Source organism: Gemmatimonadota bacterium (assembly GCA_040882465.1).
GTDB lineage: Bacteria > Gemmatimonadota > Gemmatimonadetes > Longimicrobiales > Gaopeijiaceae > JBBEBG01.
This window is the reverse complement of sequence record JBBEBG010000024.1, coordinates 1-23,037: the sequence shown is the minus strand read 5'-3', so window position 1 is coordinate 23,037 and position 23,037 is coordinate 1. Positions and strand designations below refer to the sequence as shown.

At 63.0% G+C, this 23,037-nt stretch carries 19 protein-coding genes and 1 CRISPR repeat array; of the genes, 12 read left to right on the top strand and 7 right to left on the bottom strand.

The window, feature by feature from the left end; translation table 11 throughout:
* Nucleotides 1–237: 237 nt before the first annotated feature.
* Nucleotides 238–1,401 carry a Fic family protein gene (locus WEG36_07340; protein ID MEX1257414.1) on the top strand — a complete coding sequence of 388 codons (1,164 nt, stop codon included), beginning with the start codon at nt 238–240 and terminating at the stop codon, nt 1,399–1,401.
* Nucleotides 1,402–1,453: 52 nt separating this feature from the next.
* On the opposite strand, the gene WEG36_07335 is transcribed toward WEG36_07340, so the two are convergent.
* From WEG36_07335 to WEG36_07315, 5 genes are all read right to left on the bottom strand, one after another.
* A complete protein-coding gene (locus WEG36_07335; protein ID MEX1257413.1) occupies nt 1,454–2,695 on the bottom strand; it encodes an ATP-binding protein in 1,242 nt (413 codons plus the stop codon).
* Between the two features lie 136 nt (nt 2,696–2,831).
* Nucleotides 2,832–3,062 (bottom strand): DUF4926 domain-containing protein, encoded by a 231-nt coding sequence (locus tag WEG36_07330; protein ID MEX1257412.1) that lies wholly within the window; start codon nt 3,060–3,062, stop codon nt 2,832–2,834.
* The gene (locus tag WEG36_07325; GenBank protein ID MEX1257411.1) at nt 3,059–3,784 is read right to left on the bottom strand and encodes a DUF6883 domain-containing protein; all 726 of its coding nucleotides are present in this window, start codon (nt 3,782–3,784) and stop codon (nt 3,059–3,061) included. Before WEG36_07325 ends, WEG36_07330 begins: the two co-directional genes overlap by 4 nt.
* Nucleotides 3,712–3,954 carry a DUF2442 domain-containing protein gene (locus tag WEG36_07320; GenBank protein ID MEX1257410.1) on the bottom strand — a complete coding sequence of 81 codons (243 nt, stop codon included), beginning with the start codon at nt 3,952–3,954 and terminating at the stop codon, nt 3,712–3,714. The genes WEG36_07325 and WEG36_07320 overlap by 73 nt, the downstream gene beginning before the upstream one ends.
* 320 nt (nt 3,955–4,274) lie before the next feature.
* Nucleotides 4,275–4,490, bottom strand: a complete 216-nt coding sequence (locus WEG36_07315; protein MEX1257409.1) for an addiction module protein — start codon at nt 4,488–4,490, stop codon at nt 4,275–4,277.
* A gap of 393 nt (nt 4,491–4,883) precedes the next feature.
* Between WEG36_07315 and WEG36_07310 the strand changes: the two genes are divergently transcribed.
* Both WEG36_07310 and WEG36_07305 read left to right on the top strand, forming a co-directional pair.
* Nucleotides 4,884–5,237 carry a helix-turn-helix transcriptional regulator gene (locus WEG36_07310; GenBank protein MEX1257408.1) on the top strand — a complete coding sequence of 118 codons (354 nt, stop codon included), beginning with the start codon at nt 4,884–4,886 and terminating at the stop codon, nt 5,235–5,237.
* A 19-nt stretch (nt 5,238–5,256) separates the two neighbouring features.
* On the top strand, nt 5,257–6,249 hold the full coding sequence (locus tag WEG36_07305; GenBank protein MEX1257407.1) for a hypothetical protein: 993 nt from the start codon (nt 5,257–5,259) through the stop codon (nt 6,247–6,249).
* Between the two features lie 46 nt (nt 6,250–6,295).
* On the opposite strand, the gene WEG36_07300 is transcribed toward WEG36_07305, so the two are convergent.
* Nucleotides 6,296–6,481: a hypothetical protein gene (locus WEG36_07300; GenBank protein MEX1257406.1), complete on the bottom strand. Its 186-nt coding sequence runs from the start codon at nt 6,479–6,481 to the stop codon at nt 6,296–6,298.
* A 343-nt stretch (nt 6,482–6,824) separates the two neighbouring features.
* Here WEG36_07300 and WEG36_07295 point away from each other — a divergent pair, with 343 nt between their 5' ends.
* The 9 genes from WEG36_07295 (at nt 6,825) to cas2 (ending at nt 17,773) form a co-directional block, all read left to right on the top strand.
* Entirely contained in the window at nt 6,825–8,162 is a 1,338-nt protein-coding gene (locus WEG36_07295) for a hypothetical protein (protein ID MEX1257405.1), read from the top strand.
* Nucleotides 8,159–9,814 (top strand): hypothetical protein, encoded by a 1,656-nt coding sequence (locus WEG36_07290; protein ID MEX1257404.1) that lies wholly within the window; start codon nt 8,159–8,161, stop codon nt 9,812–9,814. Before WEG36_07295 ends, WEG36_07290 begins: the two co-directional genes overlap by 4 nt.
* Nucleotides 9,811–10,464, top strand: coding sequence for an RAMP superfamily CRISPR-associated protein (locus WEG36_07285; protein MEX1257403.1), 654 nt, complete (start codon nt 9,811–9,813; stop codon nt 10,462–10,464). The genes WEG36_07290 and WEG36_07285 overlap by 4 nt, the downstream gene beginning before the upstream one ends.
* A 164-nt stretch (nt 10,465–10,628) precedes the next feature.
* The gene (locus WEG36_07280) at nt 10,629–12,149 is read left to right on the top strand and encodes a hypothetical protein (GenBank protein MEX1257402.1); all 1,521 of its coding nucleotides are present in this window, start codon (nt 10,629–10,631) and stop codon (nt 12,147–12,149) included.
* Entirely contained in the window at nt 12,146–13,684 is a 1,539-nt protein-coding gene (locus WEG36_07275; GenBank protein ID MEX1257401.1) for an RAMP superfamily CRISPR-associated protein, read from the top strand. The genes WEG36_07280 and WEG36_07275 overlap by 4 nt, the downstream gene beginning before the upstream one ends.
* A complete protein-coding gene (gene csx19, locus WEG36_07270; GenBank protein MEX1257400.1) occupies nt 13,621–14,277 on the top strand; it encodes a CRISPR-associated protein Csx19 in 657 nt (218 codons plus the stop codon). Before WEG36_07275 ends, csx19 begins: the two co-directional genes overlap by 64 nt.
* Nucleotides 14,278–14,297: 20 nt before the next feature.
* Complete coding sequence (locus WEG36_07265; protein MEX1257399.1) at nt 14,298–16,457, top strand: TIGR03986 family CRISPR-associated RAMP protein; 2,160 nt, start codon at nt 14,298–14,300, stop codon at nt 16,455–16,457.
* A gap of 57 nt (nt 16,458–16,514) precedes the next feature.
* Entirely contained in the window at nt 16,515–17,456 is a 942-nt protein-coding gene (gene cas6, locus WEG36_07260) for a CRISPR system precrRNA processing endoribonuclease RAMP protein Cas6 (protein MEX1257398.1), read from the top strand.
* Nucleotides 17,453–17,773, top strand: a complete 321-nt coding sequence (gene cas2 / locus WEG36_07255) for a CRISPR-associated endonuclease Cas2 (protein MEX1257397.1) — start codon at nt 17,453–17,455, stop codon at nt 17,771–17,773. The genes cas6 and cas2 overlap by 4 nt, the downstream gene beginning before the upstream one ends.
* 2 nt (nt 17,774–17,775) lie before the next feature.
* Here the strand turns inward: cas2 and cas1 are convergent, their stop codons facing one another.
* Nucleotides 17,776–20,016: a CRISPR-associated endonuclease Cas1 gene (gene cas1, locus WEG36_07250; GenBank protein ID MEX1257396.1), complete on the bottom strand. Its 2,241-nt coding sequence runs from the start codon at nt 20,014–20,016 to the stop codon at nt 17,776–17,778.
* Nucleotides 20,017–20,651: 635 nt separating this feature from the next.
* Nucleotides 20,652–22,953: direct repeats of the CRISPR family, unit length 37 nt; unit sequence GTCGGGCCCTTGGAATGCCTCTGATGAGGATTCAGAC.
* Between the last annotated feature and the right edge of the window lie 84 nt (nt 22,954–23,037).

Sequence of the window (23,037 nt, the reverse complement as noted above, 5' to 3'; positions counted from 1 at the left end):
TCGGGAGAATCCTGTCACGCGCTCGGGGGCGACTCCATGGAAGCCTGCGCCCGCCCTCGAGCACACAGATCTGGTCGGCGTTCCGGACGGTCCAGCTTCATCGGTCGAGTCGGGCGCTCTTCCGGCGTGCGCGCCCATCGCAAGACAGGCGCCGCTCACGTTATTGATACTTGGTGCGTAGCTATTAATAATGAGGAGCCTTCTTCCGAATTCGTAACTCCGGCCCTGGGGGCCGCCATGCATCGAGGAGAGCCCGGCCGCTACGAGGTGACCAGGACCGGGGACGAGCGCGTTCGTGCCTTCGTTCCCAACCCACTCCCCCCGAACCATCCGCTCATTCTGGACGGCCCGCTCCAGGAGGCACTCGAGGCGGCCACCATCTCCCTCGGGCGGCTGGACGGCGTCGCGTCTCTCCTTCCCGACCGCCTCGCCTTCCTCCACAGCTTCGTCCGAAAGGAGGCCGTGCTCTCCTCCCAGATCGAGGGGATGCAGGCTTCGCTTTCCGACCTCCTTCTCTTCGAGATGGGCGAGGTCCCGGGCGTCCCGATGGAGGACGTCCAGGAGGTCTCCAACAACGTCGCGGCCCTGGAGCATGGACTCGGGCGGCTGCGCGGGGGATTTCCGCTTTCGAATCCGCTCATCCGGGAAATCCAAGGGGTCCTCCTCTCCCGTGGGCGGGGAAGCGGGAAGTCTCCGGGGGAGTTCCGCCGCTCGCAGAACTGGATCGGCGGATCGAGGCCGGGAAACGCCGCCTTCGTGCCGCCGCCTCCGCAGGCCGTTCAGGACTGCATGGGGGAGCTGGAGCGTTTCCATCACGCCGAGGACGGGGGGCACGCGGTCCTCGTGCGGGCTGGGCTCGGGCACGTCCAGTTCGAGACCATCCATCCCTTCCTCGACGGGAACGGCCGAGTGGGGCGGCTCCTGATCGTGCTCGTCCTTTGCAGCTCGGGGCTTCTGTCGGACCCGCTCCTCTATCCGAGCCTGTACTTCAAGAAGCACCGTCCCACTTACTACCTGCTACTGGATCAGGTCCGGAGCACGGGCGACTGGGAGTCCTGGCTCGCCTTCTTCCTCGAAGGGGTGAGGGAGACGTCCGAAGACGCCGTCCGGACAGCGACGCGCTTGACCGAGATGTTCGGAGCGGACCGCGCTCGGGTCGAAGCCATCGGACGCCGCGCCGGCTCTGCCCTGCGCGTGCACGAGGCGCTCAAGGCTCGTCCCATTCGAAGGCTCACGGACGTGGCGCGTGCGACCGGCCTCTCCTTTCCTGCCGCGTCCTCGGGGATGGAGGCCCTCGAGAGCCTCGGAATCGCGAAGGAAGTGACGGGGAGGCGCCGGAACCGGCTCTTCGCTTACGGCGAGTACCTGGAGGTGCTGAACGAGGGGACGGAACCGCTGTGACCTCCTCGTCCGGGAAAAGGACCGTGTCCGCTTCCGTAAGGGGGGGCAAGCGTCACAGGATCCTCCGCCACGGAACGGCGAGAACATCGGATGTGAGCCACTCGAGCGTGTTGCCAGTGTGAAGGAGGAGCCCGGCCCGTGACTTCGTCCCGTACTCCGCCCGAAAGGCGCGGAGGTGCTTCGCGTCGGAGAGACGGGGCCGCCCGGCCGCCTTGATCTCGATTGGGAGAATCCTCTTCCCCGACTCGACGACGAGGTCCACCTCCTCCCCCGTCGCGGTGCGCCAGTAGTAGATCTCGGCACGATCGAGCCGTGCGTCGCGCCAGGCCATGAGGTCGCTCAGGACGAGGTTCTCCAGGTGCGCACCCTCCGGCTCCGTGGATCCGGCCAGGTGAAGGGCCACCCCCGTATCGCCCCAGTAGAGCTTCGGCGACTTGATGAGGCGTTTGGTGCGATTGACGGCGTAGGCGGGGAGGCGAACGAGGAGGTACGAGGACTCCAACAAATTGAGCCAGCGATGCACGGTCGGCTGTGGAAGCGCGGCGTCCCGGCCGAGCTCGGTCTGATTGAGAAGCGTGCCCAGCCGAAGGCAGGCGGCCCGCATGAGGCGGCGAAAGTCCGGGAGGGCGCTGATCGAGGCGAGGTCCTGAAGGTCGCGCTCGAGATAGGTACGCACGTAGCCGTCGAACCAGATGGCGCGTTCCGCGGAGCGACGCATGTTCACAGCGGGCGTCGGAAATCCACCGCGAAGAGCGAGAACACGCCAGTCCTCGGACTCGTCGGGCGCCGCCGCGATCAGATCGAGCCAGTCCTCGTCGGGCGTTGCCAGGAGCTGCTCCCAAAGGCCGCAGCGGCCCTGGCCGCGCTGTTCACGCCGCGTCATCGGCCAGAGGGTGAGGTAACTTGCCCGGCCGGCCAGCGACTCGGAGACCTTGCTCATCAGGAGGAGATTCGCCGACCCGGTGAGGAGAAAGCGCCCCGCGGTGCGCTGTCGGTCGATCGCGCGCTTTATGGCGTGGAGGAGCCCCGGCTCACGCTGGATCTCGTCGAGGGTGACGGGCCCGGTGCCGCCGACGAGCGCCTCGGGGTCGCGACGCGCGGCATCGAGGACGTCGAGATCGTCGAGGGAGTGGTAGCGCCGCTCCCCGGGGACGAGGCGCTGCACCAGCGTGCTCTTCCCGGTCTGCCGCGGACCGGTGACGACGACCGCGGGCATGGCCTCGAGGCGTTCCGCGAGGCTTGGGGTGACGAGTCGGGGAAGGGGGTTGGCATCCATGACGTGAATGATAATCATTCATGACGTGAATGGACAGAATGAGGCGGCATACAGGGATGGAAGCCCCTCCCGGAGCGACGGTGTTGGAGAGTCCGCTCAGGGTGGCGGCCGACACTGCGAACCGCAGGGACGACCTCGCTGGGACGGGGGTCGTCTACGTCGTCGGCAGCGCCCGAACGTGGTGGATCTCGTTCGGGCCCATGGGGCGTACATCCCCGGCGGCAAGTGACAGCACGGCGACTGTAGCGCCCCCGGCGGTTACGAACTCCACTTCGAGCTCCGAGCCGCCGGGGTATACGAAGACGACGGTCCCGATATCCCCGGCCTCCAGGCCGTGATCGGGCAGACTGCGGGTGAGAACTACGGAGTCGAGCTCAGCGGTCATAGGGCCTCCAGGGGCCGCTCGATCGGATATGCCGTGACGAATCGCGGTCGGAGATCCGGCCCAAGCGCGATCCACACCGAGCGAAGGGTGAATCGCACGCCGACGGGTCCCACAATCGTACCCTCGACAACATACCGGGTCCCAAATGGCGAAGGAACGACCTCCGCCACCTCCCCATCACGGGCGAGGGCCAGCAGGTCGCGGCGGAGTAGGTGCGGGGTTTCGGGGCGGTATCCCATCGCGACGAAGAATCGCGCCTTGAGGCGTCCTCGAGCATGCCGCCGAGAGAGTAAATAGTCCGAAATCTTGGCCGTCGGAACGGTCGCATGAACTCCACCTGGCAGCTTCAAACCGATTTCAGATTGGAAGACGGTGGGAGATGCCTTGGGACCGTCCCAGCATATCCGACCGGTCCGGGCCCTCCCATAGGGAAAGCGGTTGGTTTCGCCCTCTTCCTCGACGGGGGTTGGAGCACGTCGGACGCTGCGGTCGGGACAGCGATCCGCTTGACCAAGATGTTCGGAGCGGACCGCGCTCGGGTCGAAGCCATCGGACGTCGCGCCAGGTCTGCGGTCCGTGGCGGAGGCGGTGGGGTGCGGAAGCCGGAAAGCTAACGCCGCGGGAAGGGGTGCACGGGGAAGACTGGGCGTCAGACCGCCTGCTCTACGTCCGAGCCGATGCGGCTCAAGAACTCGGGAGCGAAATCGGCGCCGTTCGGCCACTCGATGGTGCCGGTCCCTTCATTGAGCTTTCCTTCCCTGAACAATTGCGGATTGCGGAGCGGCTCGAAGACCTCGCCGAAGAGCTCCTCGGAGAGATCGGCGTCTTTGACCGCGCCGTCCGTGAACTCGAGCCGTACCCGGTAGTGCCCCAGGTGCTCGACCTTCGTCACACGCAGGATCAGCTCGCCTCCTAAGCCAACGGTGGGATGGGAAGGAGTGGCTTCCGATCGCGTGCCCGCTGCCAGTTCGCCGCAAGCTCGTGCTCGTGCAACTCCGCCCACACAATTGTCCGTCTCAATCGCGGCCGGCTCGGAAAACGCATGACCTCAGAGCCGTTCCGACCACGCGAGTGGATCGCGGCGGTGATGGAAGCACGCGAGCACCGCGCGAACTCGGACCCCAACCCGGCGGCTTGTTTCTCGTACCACCGGCGCGCATCGAGGACATCCAGGCGGGCTTCGCGACGGAAGCGGAGGCGCACGGAGGGGGATCAGCCCTCGAGGAGTTCCTTGCGGAAGACCTCCCAAGGGATGGCTGCGGACGGGTCGTTCCCATGGGCCGCGAGCCGGCGGTCGAGCTCGGCTCGCTGAGCGTCGGTGAGTTCGAAGACCTCCTCCGACTCAGCCACGCTATCCCAGAGATCCTGGGCGAGTTGAATCCGCTCGGCCACGGTCAGGCGGCGGAAATCGAGGCGAGCCTTTGACATGCTCAAAGCTTCACGGGCAAGCCGGGCCCCGCAAGTCCGATTTCCGTCACTCACCTCCGACCGTTCCTTCCCGTCTGAACGCACGCACCTCCTCGAACACGCCATCCGACGCCAGGAGCTCGCCGCGTCGGGCCTGATTCAACCCTCGGGCGACGTCCCACTTTTCCCATCCGTGCTCCCGACCCCCGCAGGTCCTTCGATTTCGGGAACGATGCCCCCACACAGGGGGCGACGCCATGGGGATTTGGGACCCCGCTCCAGCGCGCCGCCTGGGTCGTGCTGCGGCCGGGCCCCGGCGTCCGAGACCTGGACCGGCTTCCCCAGCCGGGCGGCTACCGTCTGTTCTCCCGCACGCTCTTGACCACGGGTAGTGTGTACTACATGATACACACCATGACGACGCTCGGAGCTTTCATACGGGAGCGCAGGGAAGCGCGGCGGAAGGACGACCCGAGCTTCTCGGTGCGGCAGGTTGCGGAGCGGATCGGGATCGAGCCGAGCTACCTGAGCAAGGTGGAACGCGACATCGGCTCACCGCCGTCGGAAGAGACCCTCGAGCGGTTGGCGGAGGAGATCGACGTGGATACCGACCTCCTCCTGGCTCTGGCGGGAAAGGTGTCCAGCGATCTGCAGGAAGCCATCCGCCGGCGCCCGCAGTTGTTCGGTGAGCTGATCCGTGAACTGAAAGACATGCCCGACCAGGCCGTGCTCCGCCTCGTGCGGGAGGTCCGGGACGGTGAATGGTGAACGCGAACGGGAGGAACTGATGATCGAGCTGAAGAATGACACCCTGGTGTTCTCCTTTCCGGAGGTGCATGCGGACGCGGTCGCACGCGTCGAATTCCAGCGGACGCTGCGCATTCCGGATGACGGAGACGAATACCCGCTGCCTCCCGGTCTCGGCCGCTTCCCGCTGCGCCATGTGGATGACCATGCGAAGCGGGTGCCGGCTCGCTGGCTGAAGCGCGGGGGCGTCATGCTCCCGATGTACCAGAGCGAGGCCATGTGGCTGAACTTCAGAGCGGACTACCCGTTCGCCGTGAAGGTCGCGACGGGGAAGATCAACGCAGTGACGGGCGAATCCTGGAGCGACGGGCTCCACCGGGATCCGCAGGACTATCTGGTGATCCCCACGCAGCCCTGGCTGGACGGGTACTGCGTGGAGAAGGGCGTCATCCGCCAGTTCGTGGCCATGCCTTTCGGGAGTGGGACCAGTGTCGAGGAGCAGCTGACGGGTTCGGAAGAGCACGGCGGGGTGCAGATCACGATGTACCCGATCAAGCCGGCTGTGTACGAAAAAACGAGGGCGCGGCGGGCACGGCCCGCGATGTTCCTGAACTCGAGCATCGAATACTGCCTCGAGCCGGACATGGGGCTCGCGGCCGGCGGGCGGATGCGCCAGGAGATCTACGACGACTCCCACGATTTCCGCGATTGGGACCTGCGGCACCAGAGTCGCTGCTTCGTGAACCTGGCCAACGCGCTGGTCTGGCGAGCCATCACGGGGAATTCCCCTCCCGGCAAGCCTCCGACGGCGAAGGAGTACAACCGGGCCGGGCTGCCCTGGTTCGAGTACTACGGTGCCGATCACAAGGCGCTGGAGGGAGCCGCGAAGTTCGAAAACCTGAAGTCGGTCGTCCAGATCGGAAAAGAAAAGGGCGAGGCGCCGATACCGGAGAACGAATCCGTCACGCCGAGGAAGGTGATCGAGCTGCGAGACGAGCTCGGAAGGGACCAGGTGCGGGAAGGGGTTTTCTAACCACGAGGAAGTGGACTGCCTGGCGGAACACCGTCAGTCCACGTCCCTACGGGAGCATCAGATCCCTCACCTGCACAAGGATCTGGTCGCCGGTCATCTCCAGTTTACTCTCAATCTGCCGCATCTCGGCAAGCGCTTCCCCCGGGTCGTCCTTCTTCAGCAGAAGACCTTGGACACCCAATCGGGCGTAACGCAGCATTGCCGCCCGCTTCTTCTCGTCCATCTCGTCCATTTCTCGGTCTCCGTCTGCTCTTGGGACAATATGAATCACGCTGTCAGAGTGCGAGGTCGACAACCTCCCGATCATTTTCGCACGCCGCGCCGACTATAGGCCTCCGGGAGAATGATTGGCGGAATTACTAGAGACGACGTACCCTTTGAGCCCACCCCCTGAGTTCCATCGGCGGAAAATCGATGCGGCCAGTCTGACTGATCGGCGGAAGGGGGGAACACATCGGAACTGTCGAACAGTAGGCGCTGACAAGGTATAGTCCATAGAACGTGAGCGCTCCTCGACAAAGAGGGGCCGTGAACTGGTTCGTGCCCGAAAGGGCGCAGCCTCGACTGTGGAAACTATGAGCGAATTGGAGCAGGAGACCGAATCCGGCCGCGGGGACATCGCAGTCGAAATCGCGAGGCAGCGTGAGCTCGCGAGACTGCTTCCCCTGAGCGACCATCAGGTCATTCTCGTGGGTTCCAACCCTCTCCCGTGTCTGGTCGCGGCCCTGGCCCTGGCACCGAGAAAGGTGTCCCTGGTCGCAACCAAGCAAATGGCCAGGCCAGGAGTCTCCGGAGCAACGCCTCTGTTGACCCACCTCGTCAACGCCCTGACCGAAAATGGATTCGAGGTCGAGATTGCGCGGGAAATCGGCGATTCAGCTAGCCCAGATGAAGTGCGAAAAGCCATGCGCAGCGTGTCCGAATTGAGGAGCACGGGGCTCAACTACACCGGTGGGACGAAGTCCATGGCCGTCCATGCCTATGCAGAGTGGATCGCCAGTGGGGCGGATCCAACCCAGGCTTCCTACCTGTCTGCGGACCCGCCGGCACTGGTCATCGGCGGGGGTGTCCGAGTTCCACCAATCGATCTCCGGGCTGCCCCACGCGTCGAACTGACGAAGTTGGCGCGACTGCATGGGCTAACCCCGAAGTCCAGGAAGCATCCGTCCGGCTTCAGAACCGAAGCGCGGGATGCCGAGTTGTCGAGGATCCTTTTTGGTGTCCACCAGACACGGTGGCAGGAGAAACAAGGCCTGGTTCCTCTTCCGAATCTCTGCGGCGCCTGCGGCGCGCGGCTTTTCAAGAAGGCCGACGTTGAAGGGTGCGGCCATCTGGCCATGGACGACGCGTGGCGTCCCGTCGCTGACGCGGTCGGTGCCGTCGACTTCACCTTCGGGGGTGTGCTGAGGGGAATCGAGGAGCGGATCGGGAAGCCTTGGGATCGGGCCTTGAAATACCTCGAGGGTGAGTGGCTCGAGGACATCGTTCTGGAGACGCTCGGCGCGTTGGCTGAAGACGACCCGGCGCTTCACAGCATCGGTACCGAACTTCGGTGGATAGTGCCGCCGACGGGTGGGTCGGGGCAGACACCGGATTTCGAGGTCGACGCGAGCGTCATGCGGGGGCATACGTTCTTCGGCATCTCCTGCACCGCAGACGCGAAGGAACTGGTGAAGCTGAAGCTCTTCGAAGTGTCCCGAAGAGCCATACAATTGGGCGGGGACCATGCCAGATTCGCACTCGTCTGCCTCGCCCCCTCTACCAGTATCGCGAAGCTAGCTGCCGAGCTGTCCGCAAACTGGGCAAGCCCGACTCGGATACTCGTTGCTGGAGGCGACGATGTCTTTTCCGTGGGGCTCGATGGCGTGATTCGGGATTGGATCACACAGGCCCAGGAAGGGGGCTCCGAATGATCTTGACGGTGTTGGACGCTCGATCCGTCCAGGGCTACGTCTTCGGCAGCAATCGGCTCCGGGACAACATCGGCACCTCTCATCTTGTGAGATGTGCCCTCGATGCCGACGGGTGGGCTCACGAAGCGGTGAAGACGCAGTTTGAAGCAACGCCCGGTGCCGTACAATGGGACCTCACGACTCCCGGGCTCACCATGGCGACTCGACCGGAGCTGCGCGCCGAGCTCTTTTTCGCGGGTGGAGGAAACATCGCCCTAGTCTTTCGCACCCGCGACGAGGCCGAGGACTTTGCCCGGCGGTATTCCCGACTCCTTCTGACGCGTGCGCCGGGACTCCGCGTGGAATGCGTACATCAGGAAATTGCCGAAAACCTGGCTGAAGCGATGGCGACCGCTCTTCGCAACCTCACACTGCGCAAGGCGCAGCCTGAGGTGGGTCTTCCCACCCCTGGACTTGGAGTGACCGCGACGTGTGCGATCACACGCACGCCCGCAAACGTCATAGAGGATGAGGAGGCCATCAGTCATCAGATCGAGGCGGCGAGAGCAAGTTCTACGCTCGACGACGCGGCGAGTCGATTTCGCGATATGGTTCAGGAGATCCTCGCGAGTGGGGAGGCTCGACTCACCGCGGACTCCGCCGAAGTCCTCTCTTCCCCTGCGAAGGCGAATGTCTCATTCGAGCTCCCACTCCAGCTCGATGACCTCGGACGCTCCGAGGGGGACAAGAGTTTCATCGGCGTGGTCCATCTGGACGGCAACGGAATCGGGGGCCTTTTCTCGGAACTTCTGACCGAAGGACCTCGACCCCCGGAAGACTTCGTATCAGCGACTCGCGACTTGTCCGCTGCCGTGGACGCAGCGGGATCCCGTGCGGTCGAGGCCGCACTCACATGGGTAGTATCCCGGACAGCGGTTTCCGCCGACGGATTTTTCGTGGCCGATTCCGTGCCGCTTCGCACCTCGAGGACTGGCGCGGTGAACCTGCCTCTGAGGTTCGTCGTCTTCGGCGGTGACGACATAACGCTGGTCTGTGATGGACGTCTGGCTCTCGATCTCACTGCGGCGATGCTCCAGGCATTTGGATCGGGCCCGGATGGTCTGGAGCTGAGTGCATGCGCCGGGATCGCTCTGGTCAAGAGCCACTATCCGTTCGCCCGGGCCTACCACCTCGCCGACTCCCTATGCAGGTCTGCCAAGTTGGCCTGGAAGAACGCGGGCCGCCCGAAATGTGGCGTGATGGATTGGCACCTGCTGGATGGCGGAGTCGAAATGAGCATCAAAGAACTCCGCGAACGGAAATTCGCGATTCCAGACGGCCGCCTCACCCTTCGCCCCTACGCCGTTGGAGCAAGCCCGGGGGGGCTGGAAGACTGGTTTAGGCTGCGCGAGATGATTGGGGCGGTGCAGGACCCAGACGGAGTCTGGGCGGATCGGAGAAGCCTTCTGAAGGACCGCCTCACGGGCGCGCTGCGGCTAGGGCTTGCAGCGACGGAGGACCAGTTGCAGGAGTGGCGGGAGACTCGCGCGCTGGAGTTGCCAGGAGGTGCCTGGAATCAAACGGGCTTCGGGGGCGGGGGAACACCGTATATCGACCTGTTGGAGCTCATGGACTTCCTGCCCGCCACGAGTTCCACGGAGGTGAAGCCATGACCGACGTATGGCTTCGCATAACGCTCCTGAGTGCAACGACGATCGGTGGCGGGGAAGGAATGCCGGCCGAAGTCGACGTGGATGTAGAGTACGACGAGTGGGGTCTACCCTTCATCGGGGGACGTCGGCTCAAAGGGCTTCTGGTGGAGGAAGCCGCTCTCATCCTGGGTGCGTTCCCTCAGGCAGAATGGGTGCAAGCGGCCGAGTGGCTGTTCGGTAGACCCGCGGACGCCCGGAGCATTTCGCATTTCCGGATCGCCGATGGGCAATTGCTTCCAGATGTCCGGGCTCAGGTCCGCGAAGCAGTCGAAGCAAAGAGGGCGAGCGCAGCGGATATCCTCGGCACTCTCACGGAGATTCGCGCGCAGACAGCGATCGACCCCACCACAGGCGCCCCGTTGAAGGGGACCCTGCGGAGAACGCGCGCTCTTCGTCGAGGCCTGAACTTCTATTCTCCAATTGACTGGGGCGGCGATCCGGGCGAACGGCCACAGGCCCTCCTCGCCGGCTGCGCGCTTGCGGTCCGGCGAATAGGGCTCGGACGATCGAGAGGGAAGGGCGCCGTGTCTCTCACTTTGGTGGACGCCGATGGAAACGATCTGACGCGTACATGGGCGCAGCCGCTGCTTGCGGCGGGAGGACACTCGTGAGTTGGGTCCTGGGCATTCGAACGAGACTCACCTCTCCGCTCCTGATCAGTGCGCCCGGAGGGGATCCCAATACGCTAAGCACCCGAACCTACATCCCAGGCAGCGTCTTTCGCGGCATAGCAGCCGCGGGATTTCTTGCTGAGCACTCGCCGGCGGATCCACCGATGGATCCTCAGTTCCGTGAGCTCTTCCTCGACGGAGGTGTCCGCTATCTGAACGCCTATCCAGAGGAGCCAAAGACCGCGCGTCGCCTCCTCCCGCTTCCGGCTTCGCTGCGATTGGACCGTGATGAGGATGGTCGAGCGATTGATCTTTGCGCCGAAGGGGCAGACGGGGGCGCCGACTCGGACGGAGAAAGCAGTTCCGGGTCGCGCGCAAGGCGGCTGGACCGGCTCCCTGACTCGATGGCGTACGGTTTCTTGGAGGCGGAAGGCTTTGGCATCCATGCGATGGGTCCCGGCGTGGAGACGCGCTTTCATCACCAACGGGACAGATCGGTGGGAAAGCCGATTGATGGGGGCATCTTCACGTATCAGGCGCTTTCGCCAGGTCAGACGTTCGTCGGGCATGTGCTTCTGGACGCTTCTGAGGACGTCGCGCGAGCATTGGCCGGGCTCATGGAAAGGTGTTTCTCACGGGATCGCTTCCGGATGGGCCGATCTCGAATGACGGAATATGGCGGACGGGTCGTGGCGAACGTGACAGGTCCCCAGGATGCCTCGAAATGGTCAGAACAGCCGATACCATCGGCCGAAATCGACAAGGGGCAACGCCTCACCGTGACGTTCGTAAGCGAGTACGCCGGTCCTTGTGACTTCGGCGGGGCCGCGCGTGCGGAAGTCCTTCGTGAACTTGCCGATCGAGGCATTCGCTTCGTGGATGATTCCGTGCGTTGGTTCGGGCGCCAGGGAGTCCGCGGGGGTTTTCCGTCCGTATGGAGGATGCCCCTGCCGGAGTCGCGAGTGTTCGAAGCGGGCACCCTCCTCTCCGGGCGGGTCGCGAAGCGGCTTGAAGCCGGGGACCTCCATGCGGTGGAGTGGGCGGGCCTGGGAGGTCGCCGGGCGGAAGGTTATGGAAGAGTGGTCTTCAACTGGCACGGCCAAGACCTCGTTTGGTCGCATCACCACATCGCCGTTGCCGCGGCCGCCGCGGATGAGGAATCCGATTCACGTGCACCGCTGGCCAGTGGAGCGCGGACTGAGGAGGGCCGACGCGTGGTGGCCGAAATGGAGGCACGGCTGATCCGTGCGGAGCTGAATCGCCGTCTGGGCCCCGCTGCGCGGAAGCAGGTGCCAGACCGTGTCTCGGTGGCAGGCAGCGTTCTGGCGAGATTGCGCGAGCGGGTTCGAACGGCCCGCTCGCCTCACGAGATCGAGGCGTGGCTGAAGGACGCTGAGGACAAGAAGGCCGGACGCGCACTGAAGAAGCTCAGGCTGGGTGAAGAAGGGCAACGCATCCCGACTTTCGATTTTGTTCGGGCGCTGCTCCAGGAAGTGCGGGGTCGCCCGGCCATCTGGGCGGTGTTGGGCCTGGAATCGCTTGCGAAATCGGGTCCGCGAGTCCAGAAGGAACGCAACCCGGCGTCGAGCATGGCTGAGGATCCGGGAGCGCACTTCGAATATCTCCGAAGATTCCTCGACCAGGTGCTGACGGTGGCAATGGACCGTTCGGAGACGGAGCGATGAAGCCGCGATACCTGGAAGCTCGGCCACAATCCCGCCGGATCGTGGTGGAGGGAGTTCTCGAGCTGACCTCTCAGACCAGTCTTTCCGCGCCCAGTTCATGGGCTACGACGGATTCGGCGATCGTACGGGACTCGATATCCGACACTCCGATTCTTCTTGGGTCCACGCTCGCCGGGCTCCTTCGGCATGCGCTACGAGCGCGGCTCGCCGGGCCCATGAGGAAGGAAGCATCCGGCCTGACCTCACCACTCTTCGGCGACGCGGACGACGCAGTAGGCCAGAGCGCACTCATCGTGGACGATTCGCTCGCGTTGCATGCCGCTTGCGCGACCAGAGACGGAATAAGAATCGATGGGGGGTCTGGTGTGGTGGAGGAGGGCGCCAAGTTCGACCTCGAGGTTCTCGAAGTGGGTACTCGGTTCCCCATCCGCCTCGAGCTGGTGCTCGGTGGCCGGGAGGGAGACGACGCCAAGACCCTTCAGGACTTCCTCACGTGCCTCGGGGCACTGGAGGCCGGAGAGGTGCGGCTTGGAGGTCGAACCCGACGGGGGTTTGGACGCTGCCGGGTTGCTCCCAATGCCGACGGTGCCCGCTGGTCGGTGTGGGATTTCGAGCTCGGGACGCCCGGCGGTCTCCTCTCATGGCTCCTCTTCGACCGCGTGGGGCCGGAGGCGAAGACCGGGTCAGGGAGTGATCGGGCTCCTACTCCGCAGCCCGTGGCGGGGATTGACATCCTGGCCGCACGGCTCGGCTCCGAGATCCGTCGTCCGCGCTGGGAGCAACTCGAGATCAGGGCCCTACTCCAAGTCACCGGATCCATGCTTGTGGGCGCGACCACTCACGATCCCGCTGCGGCCGACGTTCGGGCCATCCAAAGACGTACGTCGGAGGCGGACGTGCTGGAAGAGTTCCTTCCGGGGACGTCGTTGGCGGGGGTCATGCGACACCGTGCGGTGAAGATCGTGCGCACGCTCGCTCCCAGAGACCCCAGCGCGGGGCTGGAACTCGTGAGCCTCCTGTTCGGTCCCTTGCATGGTCATGGAGCTGCGGACGAGGTGCCGTGGGCTGGGCTACTCGAAGTCGATGACGCGCGAATTACTGGAGGACGGATACTGCGCCATTCCCGCGTGAGCATCGATGGCTGGACCGGAGGTGCGCGGGACCACCTCCTTTTCGAGGAAGACGCGCTCTTTAACGGCACCGCCGAGGTGGCGATGAGAGTTCAGCTTTCGGGTGTGGCGCGAGCCGAGGCCCTCGCGGGCCTTTGCATCTGCATCTTCCGAGATCTCTACGCCGGCGATCTTCCGATCGGGCGCGGAAGTTCTATCGGGAGGGGATTCGTCCGTGGAATGAAGGGGAGCCTGACGCATCGCCCTGAAGGAGGTGGCGACGAGAAGAAGTGGACGCTCGGTGCGTTCGATCCGGCGCGCGGACTCGATGCTCAGGGGGAATCGGTTGATGAACTGGAACGATGGGTGAAGGCGTTTCTCGACCACATCGGGTTCGAGTCGATCGGCCCTGCCGGAGGCCCATGATGCCACTGGAGATCAAGGATGGCCTTTGCCTACGACGGATTCCACTCGACCATCCGCCACTCACCGAGGCTATCGCGAACGAAGTGCTCGAGCTCCGCCCGGAAGCGGCCAGGCGGGACCCTCGTATGTGGATGTTGGCGTTCGCCGACGACGGAATCATCTGGGGTCGCGTCAGCGATGGTACGCTTAGGACGTCGCCGGACCACGGTGACTGGCGGTGTCCGCGGCTACGTCCGCGGACGTTGTGGCGGCTCCACCTGTTCGGTGAATCGGGGGAGCTCAGGATGCAACGGGCGGGGAACGAATTTCGCGCCGAGTGGCTCGCCGAGGATGCCGATCCGGAAGCTTCTTACCTGGACGAGCTGCGGCTGCTGATTGGACAGGAGGTGCCTACGCCGGGGGAGGCTCTTCCCGGTCCTCCGGAACCAGACTTCGTCCTCGCACGAGGAATGGCGGGAGAGATCCACACACCGCCCCTGAGTCTGCCGGAGATGCGGAGGCGGTCTGCATTGCGGGTTCGCCACTTCCTGCATGCGGATCCCGACACCGGAATGCTGCGCGTCCACGATACGAGAATCGTGGGCTTTTGTTGACCTGAGTTCGAGATACGATCATGGCTCTGGATCGCCACGCAAGAATGAGTGACACGCAAAACAAAGCGATCGCGCCCTATAATTTCGTGCCGCTCCCCGACTCGGTGATGCCTCACCCGGAGGTGGAAAGCGATCCCGACGGACACCTTCTCCGACGCCTTCATGACCGTTTCCACTCGGACCGTTACACTGGAAGCATCACACTTACCATCAAGACCGAAACGCCTCTTTACACGCGCTGCGCCACTTCATCGGGCGGGGGGCCTGAGCTCGAAACCGATTTTTTTCATCACGGCGAGGATCCAACCACACCGTTCATTCCGGGAAGCTCGCTGCGGGGCATGATCCGGTCGCTGGTGGAGATCATCAGCTACTCCGGATTCACCGGCGTGGACGATCGCCAGCTCTATTACCGGACCTTCGGGTTCCCAGAGAGCGCTCGAGAGCGGTATACGGAGCGAATGGAGGCCGTGAAAGGCGGCTTCTTGAGAGTCAATCGTTCAGCGGCAACCGTGGAGCCGCGGGAGGTGTTGCGCGTTTCCCTCCCAATGTTGAATGATGCCGATTGGACGAGGCCCCGGCACTACGACGCGTATCCTCCAGTCTGGTTCAAGCGAGCCGAAGGGGACCCCGGCCCTGGATTTCCACTGGTTTCGGCGATTTCACTCAAGCAGCCGGTGAACGCGGAGGAATGGGAGGACGGATGTCTTGTCTGCACGGGGCCGATGCAGGGCAAGGAACACGAGTTCGTTTTTTCGGTGGAGGGCATCGGAACTGACCTTCCCGTTCCGGAGTCGGTCCTCGAGGAGGTCAATCAGCCCGACCAGATCACGCAGTGGCAGGAGGGCGCATTCCCCGAGTCCCGCCTTCGAGCCCGTCCTGGCGAGTTTGCGGATGGCGATGCCGTCTTCTACCTGGTCGAAGGCGGGAAAGTCGATGCCCTCGGCCGTGCACGAATGTTTAGGCTTCCGTACAAGAATCGAACAAGGCAAGCGCTTCCCCAGGACCTTCGTGCCGGCCACGAGATCGATCTGGCGGGAGCGATCTTCGGGATGCTCCATTCCGGGTTCGGGTCGCGGCCGAAGCCGATAAAGGGCCGAGTATCCTTCGAGGACGCGCGCTGCATGGACCCCAGTCCCTTCTTGGACGGGGATCCGCGGAAGCGCCGCGTGCCAAAGATCCTCTCGAGTCCCAAGCCCTCATCGTTCCAGCTCTATCTTGTGCAGACCGGGAATGATCAGAATGAACTGCGTGACTACGACGACCCAAACGCCCTTATCAGGGGGCACAAGGCGTACTGGCACAAGGAAGGGCAGGAGCATGACGCGTTCGAACAAATGGGCGACGGGCCCGGTCAGTTCGACGTCCAAGCGGGGAGTGCTTTCCAGAACAAAGAGGGCCGTTGGACCAAGTCCAAACTACACACGGTGATCCGACCGGTCCGGGCCGGAGTGTCGTTCACCGGGCGGGTGAGGTTCGAAAATCTCTCCTCAGTGGAGCTGGGTGCGCTGCTGACGGCACTCGATCTTGGAGAGACCAAGCGGCACCGACTCGGTATGGGAAAGCCGCTCGGTTTGGGTAGCGTGAGGCTGGAGTGCGTGCCCGTCATCGAGGCGGTCGCCTCACGATATTCCGATCCTTTTCGGGGTGTCCGTCATGACGAAAAGGTCGAGAACATTGTCGGTCAGGCCCGTCGCGACTTCCGGGATCGGGTGTTCTCCCACGACGGAGAGTCTGTGGACTCCGAGAAGCAGGTCTGGGCACTGCCGCGTCTTCAGGCGCTCGCCAAGCTGCTCGAGTGGAAACACAAACCGGCCTCTAATCTGACTGATTATGCGGAGGGACCAAGTAGGGGAAGGCGAACGGACGAACAATGGAAGCACCGGTGGGTGCTCCCATCCCCACACGACGTGGAAGCGCCGCCGAATTCCCTTCCCGGACGTCGGGCGGGTGGTGGTGGTTCGGAGGAATCGATCCCCGCCCCCACGGAATCGGTGAGGAAGGCAGGCGACAGGATTAAAGCGACGGTCATCGAGCTGGTGAACAACTACGGTGCCGTCAAAATCAAGCTCGACTCGGGCGAGCTGCTGGACTACAGTCGCGTGGGACTCAAGGTCGGTGACGAGATTAGCGTAACGATCAAGCAAGTAGTGAACGGCAAAGTCAAGCAGGTCAAGTAGCCAATGCCGGCTCGCTCGATGGTTCGGGGGGCTGGACTTCTGCGGCCCGACGTCGGAATGCCCGCGCCGAGCTGTGCGGACCTCCTGAGTACGGTGCTGGTGCTGCGGGCGCTTGATTCCGGGACTCTTCCTTCCACGAGTGGATATCTCTGCTACTCCGCGATCCTCAACCTTCTCCGCGCGGAAGATGCGGGGCTCGCCGAGGAACTGAAGTCCGACAAGACATCGCGAGGCCTGACCGTGTCGGGGCTGTTTGGAGATTTGCCGTCACGTGGCGCACGGGTGACGGTGCGCAAGGGCGCCTTGTTCGGCGTGAGAGTGACCTCGCTCATGGGAGAGTTGACGTCCGTTTTCCGCGGGTGGGCGACGCACCTTCCCCAGACCGTCTGGTTGGGGCCGAGGTCGGATCCCGTTCGATTTGAGATTTGTCAGGTGATCGATTCGTCTCAGGGACATCCGCTGGTGCGGATCGGCAGCTACACCCAACTGGTCGAGGAAGCCGAAGACAGCTCGTCGGCCGTTTCCTGGACGATTCACCTGGACTCGCCCGCAACGTTCGAGGCCGGGGGAGGGCATCTGCCTCTTCCAATTCCACATCTCATCTTCGGCGGATTGTGGCGTCGGTGGCGGACCCATGCCACCCCAGAACTCATGGATCCGTGCGCGAACGGACTTCGGACCTTGCTTGCTGCCGTCGGCGAGCGGGGTTTTCGGCGCACAGGCAGAAGGCCGTCGCTCAGGTCACTCGACCTCGCGGTGCGTGTAGCGGCATTCGACCTGCATAGCCGCATGCTCGACTTCGGACCCTCCGGCGGAAAAAGAGTGGGGTTCCAGGGGCGCGCCGCATTCGCGCTCCCCCGCCGGTATCGATCCCCCGAGGCGTCGCGAGCCCTTTCGATCCTGACCCGGTTCTCCTACTACGCCGGCGTTGGCGCACACACCGCGGTGGGGATGGGGCAAGTGGGAGCCGTCACAGTCCAACAATCTTCCTCGAGATGAGCGCGACTTCGCACCATCGTCCGAAACGGAACCCGAACCCGCGTGCGCGAGCCTATGTTGTCGCGTACGACATCGTCGACGGATCCCGGAGGAAGCGAGTACACGACCTCCTTCTGGACTTCGGCGTCCCAATTCAATACAGCGTGTTCGAGTGCCGCCTCGTCGCTACCGATCGCCGACGCATGCTTCAGGCGATTCGGCCTCTCATCTCACTTCCCGGTGATGCCCTTTTCGTCGCCGTGCTGTGCGCCGCCTGCGAGCGACGGACCCTTCGAGTGGGAGGCCCCGTCACCGAGACCGATACGCTGGTGGTGTGACCTTACCAGGTTGCGAGGAAGGGGCGATAAGGGGCGCCACCGCCAAACTGCGCCGCCAGTCGGCGGGCCTGGGCATTAAGGACCTCTTCGAGGGTCAACTGCCGGTCGCCGTATCGGACAAGGGAGCCGAGCCGCTCTCGTAATCGGCGTATGATACGCCCCCTCGTTTCCGCATGAAGGAGGCCATCGGTGCCGAGCTCGGTGGGCTGCCGCTGATTCAGGTAGGCGAGAACCACGCGATCCACGACTGGTGCGCGAAACTCTTCCATCAGGTCGAACACGAGCGCGAGGCGGCGCTCGGTGGAAGCGTGTAGAAACCCGATTTCCGGAGCCAGTCCCGATCGGACGATTGCAAGCTGAACCCGCGACTGAAGGACGGCGTAGCCATAGTTGAGAAGCATGTTTACGGGGTCGCGAGCGCCCCTTCCAACACGACTTGGAAAGGAACTGGCGCCGCCCGCGGCCAGGCGAAATAGATCCCAGTACCATTGGGCGGCCCTGCCTTCAAGGAGAAACACGCTTTGTCGCGGATCTTCGACTCGGTCGTGGCGGAGTGCCTTCAGCTCGCGAAGGAGGCCCCCCACCTCCTCCCGGGCGCGATCGAGCCGCGCAGAAAAATCTGGATCTGCTCGCCTGCGGTACTTCCCTGCATACTTCATGAGCGCCATCTGATTGCGGATCTTGCCGATGGCGAACGCCTTTGCGAGGCCCAGGGAGACCCGAGGATCGCTGAGGGCCTTCACCTGTCCCACGCATGCGCCAACCTTCTTGGCCGCGGGACTCGACAGAAGCGCCTGGACGCGCGAGATGCCGTCCACTACGAGGAGCGGAACACCCTTCTGGGCACAGAGCGTCAAGACATCAGAGGAGAGGGAGACACCTCTCGCCGCAATCGTGAGGGATCCCAGGTGAAGCACCGGGACCTCAGCGACAGTCTTCCGCTGAAACCGCACCACGATCCTCTCGCCACTCTTTCCAACGAAATGACCGGGCGTATTGATTACGAGATCGGAAGCTACGGCGCGGGTTATGTGGTGGCGGCGTCTGCTTGTCTGAACGACCCTTTGGGGCGTGGGCGGAGTCCGGCGAGGCTGCTCCGAGGGACGCGAACCGGTGAGCGACGTCTGGGAGACGGGCGACTCACCGGGGTCGGTGCCCTTCCAGATTTGCACGTCGATGGCACGGCGATCGGAGTCTGTGCGTGATACCACGAGCTCGAAACGCGAGATGAGCGTGAGGCCCGCACGGAGATGTGGAAGGCGCCCCGCACGTCGAAGTCGAGCAATGCCATCGCTGAGCGCACCCAAGAGCATGACGTCGAGCTCGTGAGCGGCGCCCTCAGAGAGAAGTACGCCGTAGTACCGCTTCCACCCCAGGACGGCCAGGTTCACCTCGTTCAGGAATCGCTCCGGATCCTCGTGGTCCGCGTTTCGAGCGATGGCGTCGAGCCGGCGCCGAATGGAAGCCGCGCGATCGGGTGCAAGCCGTCGTTCAGCCCCGACGAACCAAAGTCCGAGAAAACAGAATCCCTCCTCAGGCGACGCGACGGGAGAAACATCTTCATTGAGGTTGAGACCGAGGTTCTCGCGAAGGAACGCAACCGCCTGATGGAAAGCTTCCCACGCCTTTTCGCCGCTCGGGGCGAGAAGTACGAAGTCGTCGGCGTAACGCACCATCCGATGCTCTCTTGAGATCGCGACGTCGAACTCGTGGAGATAAAGGTTGGCCAGGAGCGGCGAGATCACAGCACCCTGGCCCACGCCCCGGCGGATGTCGAGCCATCGTTGGCGTCTGTCGATCGCTCCCATGCGAAGCCAGAGCTCGATGAGGCGAAGAAGTTCAGGATCATCAGGGAAGTGCGCCCGGAGTAGTGCGAGGAGGCGCGAATGATCGAGGGAACCGAAGAAGTCGTCTATGTCAGCGGTGGCCGCCCAGGGGGACTTTCCGGCGACGATCTCGTGAGTGACGCGACGGGCGGCGCGCTGGGGACCTTTTCCGGGCCGATATCCGTAGCTCATGTCGAGGAATATCCGGTCGAGCTGCGGATCCATTCCCGAGCGCACGACCTCCTGGACGACCTTGTCGCGGATGGAGGGCAGACGAAGGATCCGACGTTCCCTCGACCCGCCTTTGGGAACGCTGATCTCCTTGAGTGGAGTCGGTGTGTATGTCCCGTTCAGGACCTCCCCTCGGAGTTGCCGAAGCGATTCCACGGCGTTCTCGGAGAAGCTGGCTACGGTCACCCCGTCATGTCCACCGGCGGACCCCTTGGCACGAACGCGGTGCCAAGCCTCCGCGAAGGCTCGGGATGTGCAAAATTGGTCAAGGAATGCGCCCATATCCTGGATAGGGCGCAGGACCACTTATTCGGACAGTTCGGTTGCGAAGTTCAGGGCGGCCGGGGGGGAAGGAGCCGGGGCTCGATCTTCAGCGCGTGTGAGGCGTCTTGGGCTTGCCGACGGGCTTGAAAGAGCTCGCAAATTCCTCGAACTGCATAGTTTCGAGCGAAGCCTGGAGGCGGGTTTCGAGAAACAGGCGTGAAAGGAGTCGTGACGCGTCTGTAGGTGGGAAGCCTCTCTATGGTCAAATACAGACGTGATTTGTGGTATCAGGAATCGTCGGGAGTGTGCCGGCGAGTTCGCAACTCGACGTACCGCGTGCGTGGCGTTTCGGCTGTTGCGACCTGCTAAGTGGCGATGCAGCATTGGAATGAGAGGATCCATGGACGAGATGACATGGTCGACTGGCCGAGAGAGCGGAGGGTTGCGAGGATCTCATCCGTGGGCGCCGCAAAGGTTGGACCACACACGGGTTGAACCGCGCCGGCCCGCTGCGTGCGCAAGGTTGCCCACTTGCCCGCGGTGGCGCTATCTATGGAGTCGGGCCCTTGGAATGCCTCTGATGAGGATTCAGACTCTCCCGCCCGGGTCGCCATCTCGAGGCGACTCGGGGTCGGGCCCTTGGAATGCCTCTGATGAGGATTCAGACGACATCCGCCAAAAACAGCACGGTATCGCAGTCACCGTCGGGCCCTTGGAATGCCTCTGATGAGGATTCAGACCCTCCCATGCTCAGGTCGAAAAAGCCGCTGCCAAAGTCGGGCCCTTGGAATGCCTCTGATGAGGATTCAGACCTGCCATGAGATCAGCTCTCGTTTCTGGTCAGCGGTCGGGCCCTTGGAATGCCTCTGATGAGGATTCAGACACGAATACCCCGGCGTAGACAGCCATGGCTCTGAATGTCGGGCCCTTGGAATGCCTCTGATGAGGATTCAGACTCGGTAATAGGTTCGTGCATCACGATGAGCCAGGTAAGATCTATGGAGTCGGGCCCTTGGAATGCCTCTGATGAGGATTCAGACCGAGATTCCTGCTCACGCTCCCATCGGTCGAAAGCAGTCGGGCCCTTGGAATGCCTCTGATGAGGATTCAGACAACGAGAACCCGGAGGATCCGGGCGCATAGGGATGTCGGGCCCTTGGAATGCCTCTGATGAGGATTCAGACGTCGTGGTCGCGGCCGTCAAGCCGGTACCGGGGTTCGTCGGGCCCTTGGAATGCCTCTGATGAGGATTCAGACGACCGCTTCCGCCGGATCAACCGAACGAATGTCGGAGTCGGGCCCTTGGAATGCCTCTGATGAGGATTCAGACTTTCATCCTCGATTCCATCTCCTTCCGCTTCCTGATGTCGGGCCCTTGGAATGCCTCTGATGAGGATTCAGACACGTGATAGTGCGGTGGGTTCTGCTCCCTCGTCGCGTCGGGCCCTTGGAATGCCTCTGATGAGGATTCAGACGAACAAGCATCGGCTTCGGAAACCGAGCTATCGCACGTCGGGCCCTTGGAATGCCTCTGATGAGGATTCAGACGGACAGGTGACGGGCTCGAACTCTCCCAGCCACTCGGTCGGGCCCTTGGAATGCCTCTGATGAGGATTCAGACTCCAGATAGGTTCGGGGCGACAGGTTTGGTAGCAAACGATGTCGGGCCCTTGGAATGCCTCTGATGAGGATTCAGACGCAATAGTCGTGGGCACTTCGTACTCTGGCGGAAGCAGTCGGGCCCTTGGAATGCCTCTGATGAGGATTCAGACATCTGAGCGGCATAGTCCGGAACGAGATCGTCCTGTCGGGCCCTTGGAATGCCTCTGATGAGGATTCAGACGGATTCGGGAAGTTCTCGTCGGTGATCTTGCCGTGTCGGGCCCTTGGAATGCCTCTGATGAGGATTCAGACGTCCAGTGGTCGGATCTGTCCGCCACACCATCTGCACCGAGTCGGGCCCTTGGAATGCCTCTGATGAGGATTCAGACTGTACTCCACAGTCGGTCGAGAGAACCAGACGGGTCGGGCCCTTGGAATGCCTCTGATGAGGATTCAGACCCAATCAGGATGTGGAACATTGGTGTTCCTGAATATGTCGGGCCCTTGGAATGCCTCTGATGAGGATTCAGACCCGGTTGATGGCCTTCTTGCGCTGGCGGAACTCGAAGTCGGGCCCTTGGAATGCCTCTGATGAGGATTCAGACGTGTGGGTTAGGAGTATATCCACAGGGCCCTGATGTCGGGCCCTTGGAATGCCTCTGATGAGGATTCAGACGCCTCCCCCCGCACCACTCACCAGCCTCGACCGCGGTCGGGCCCTTGGAATGCCTCTGATGAGGATTCAGACCCCGATTTCCTACTCTGGGTCCTATGCTGTATTAGGTCGGGCCCTTGGAATGCCTCTGATGAGGATTCAGACGCTTCGTTCCGGAATAACCGACCCATCAGGAAGCGGTCGGGCCCTTGGAATGCCTCTGATGAGGATTCAGACTTCCGCCGACCAGATGTTATCTAACAGGTCGGTGTCGGGCCCTTGGAATGCCTCTGATGAGGATTCAGACCCATCTGTCCGACGATCCTCGATATCAGTCTATCGAGGTCGGGCCCTTGGAATGCCTCTGATGAGGATTCAGACTCGCTACGATCTTCGTCGCGACCAGCAGCCCGCCGTGGTCGGGCCCTTGGAATGCCTCTGATGAGGATTCAGACGAAACATGGCAAGTACAACCCCCGTGGGCCTGTGGTGTCGGGCCCTTGGAATGCCTCTGATGAGGATTCAGACCCGGATGGACCGTTTCGATCTCCGGGCCCTTTCTGTAGTCGGGCCCTTGGAATGCCTCTGATGAGGATTCAGACATTAGACAGTGATTTCCATACTTCTGTGGTGTGGGTTCTCTAAAGTATGTCCCTGTTTCTCTCTAAATTCTGTCCTCCCCTGGG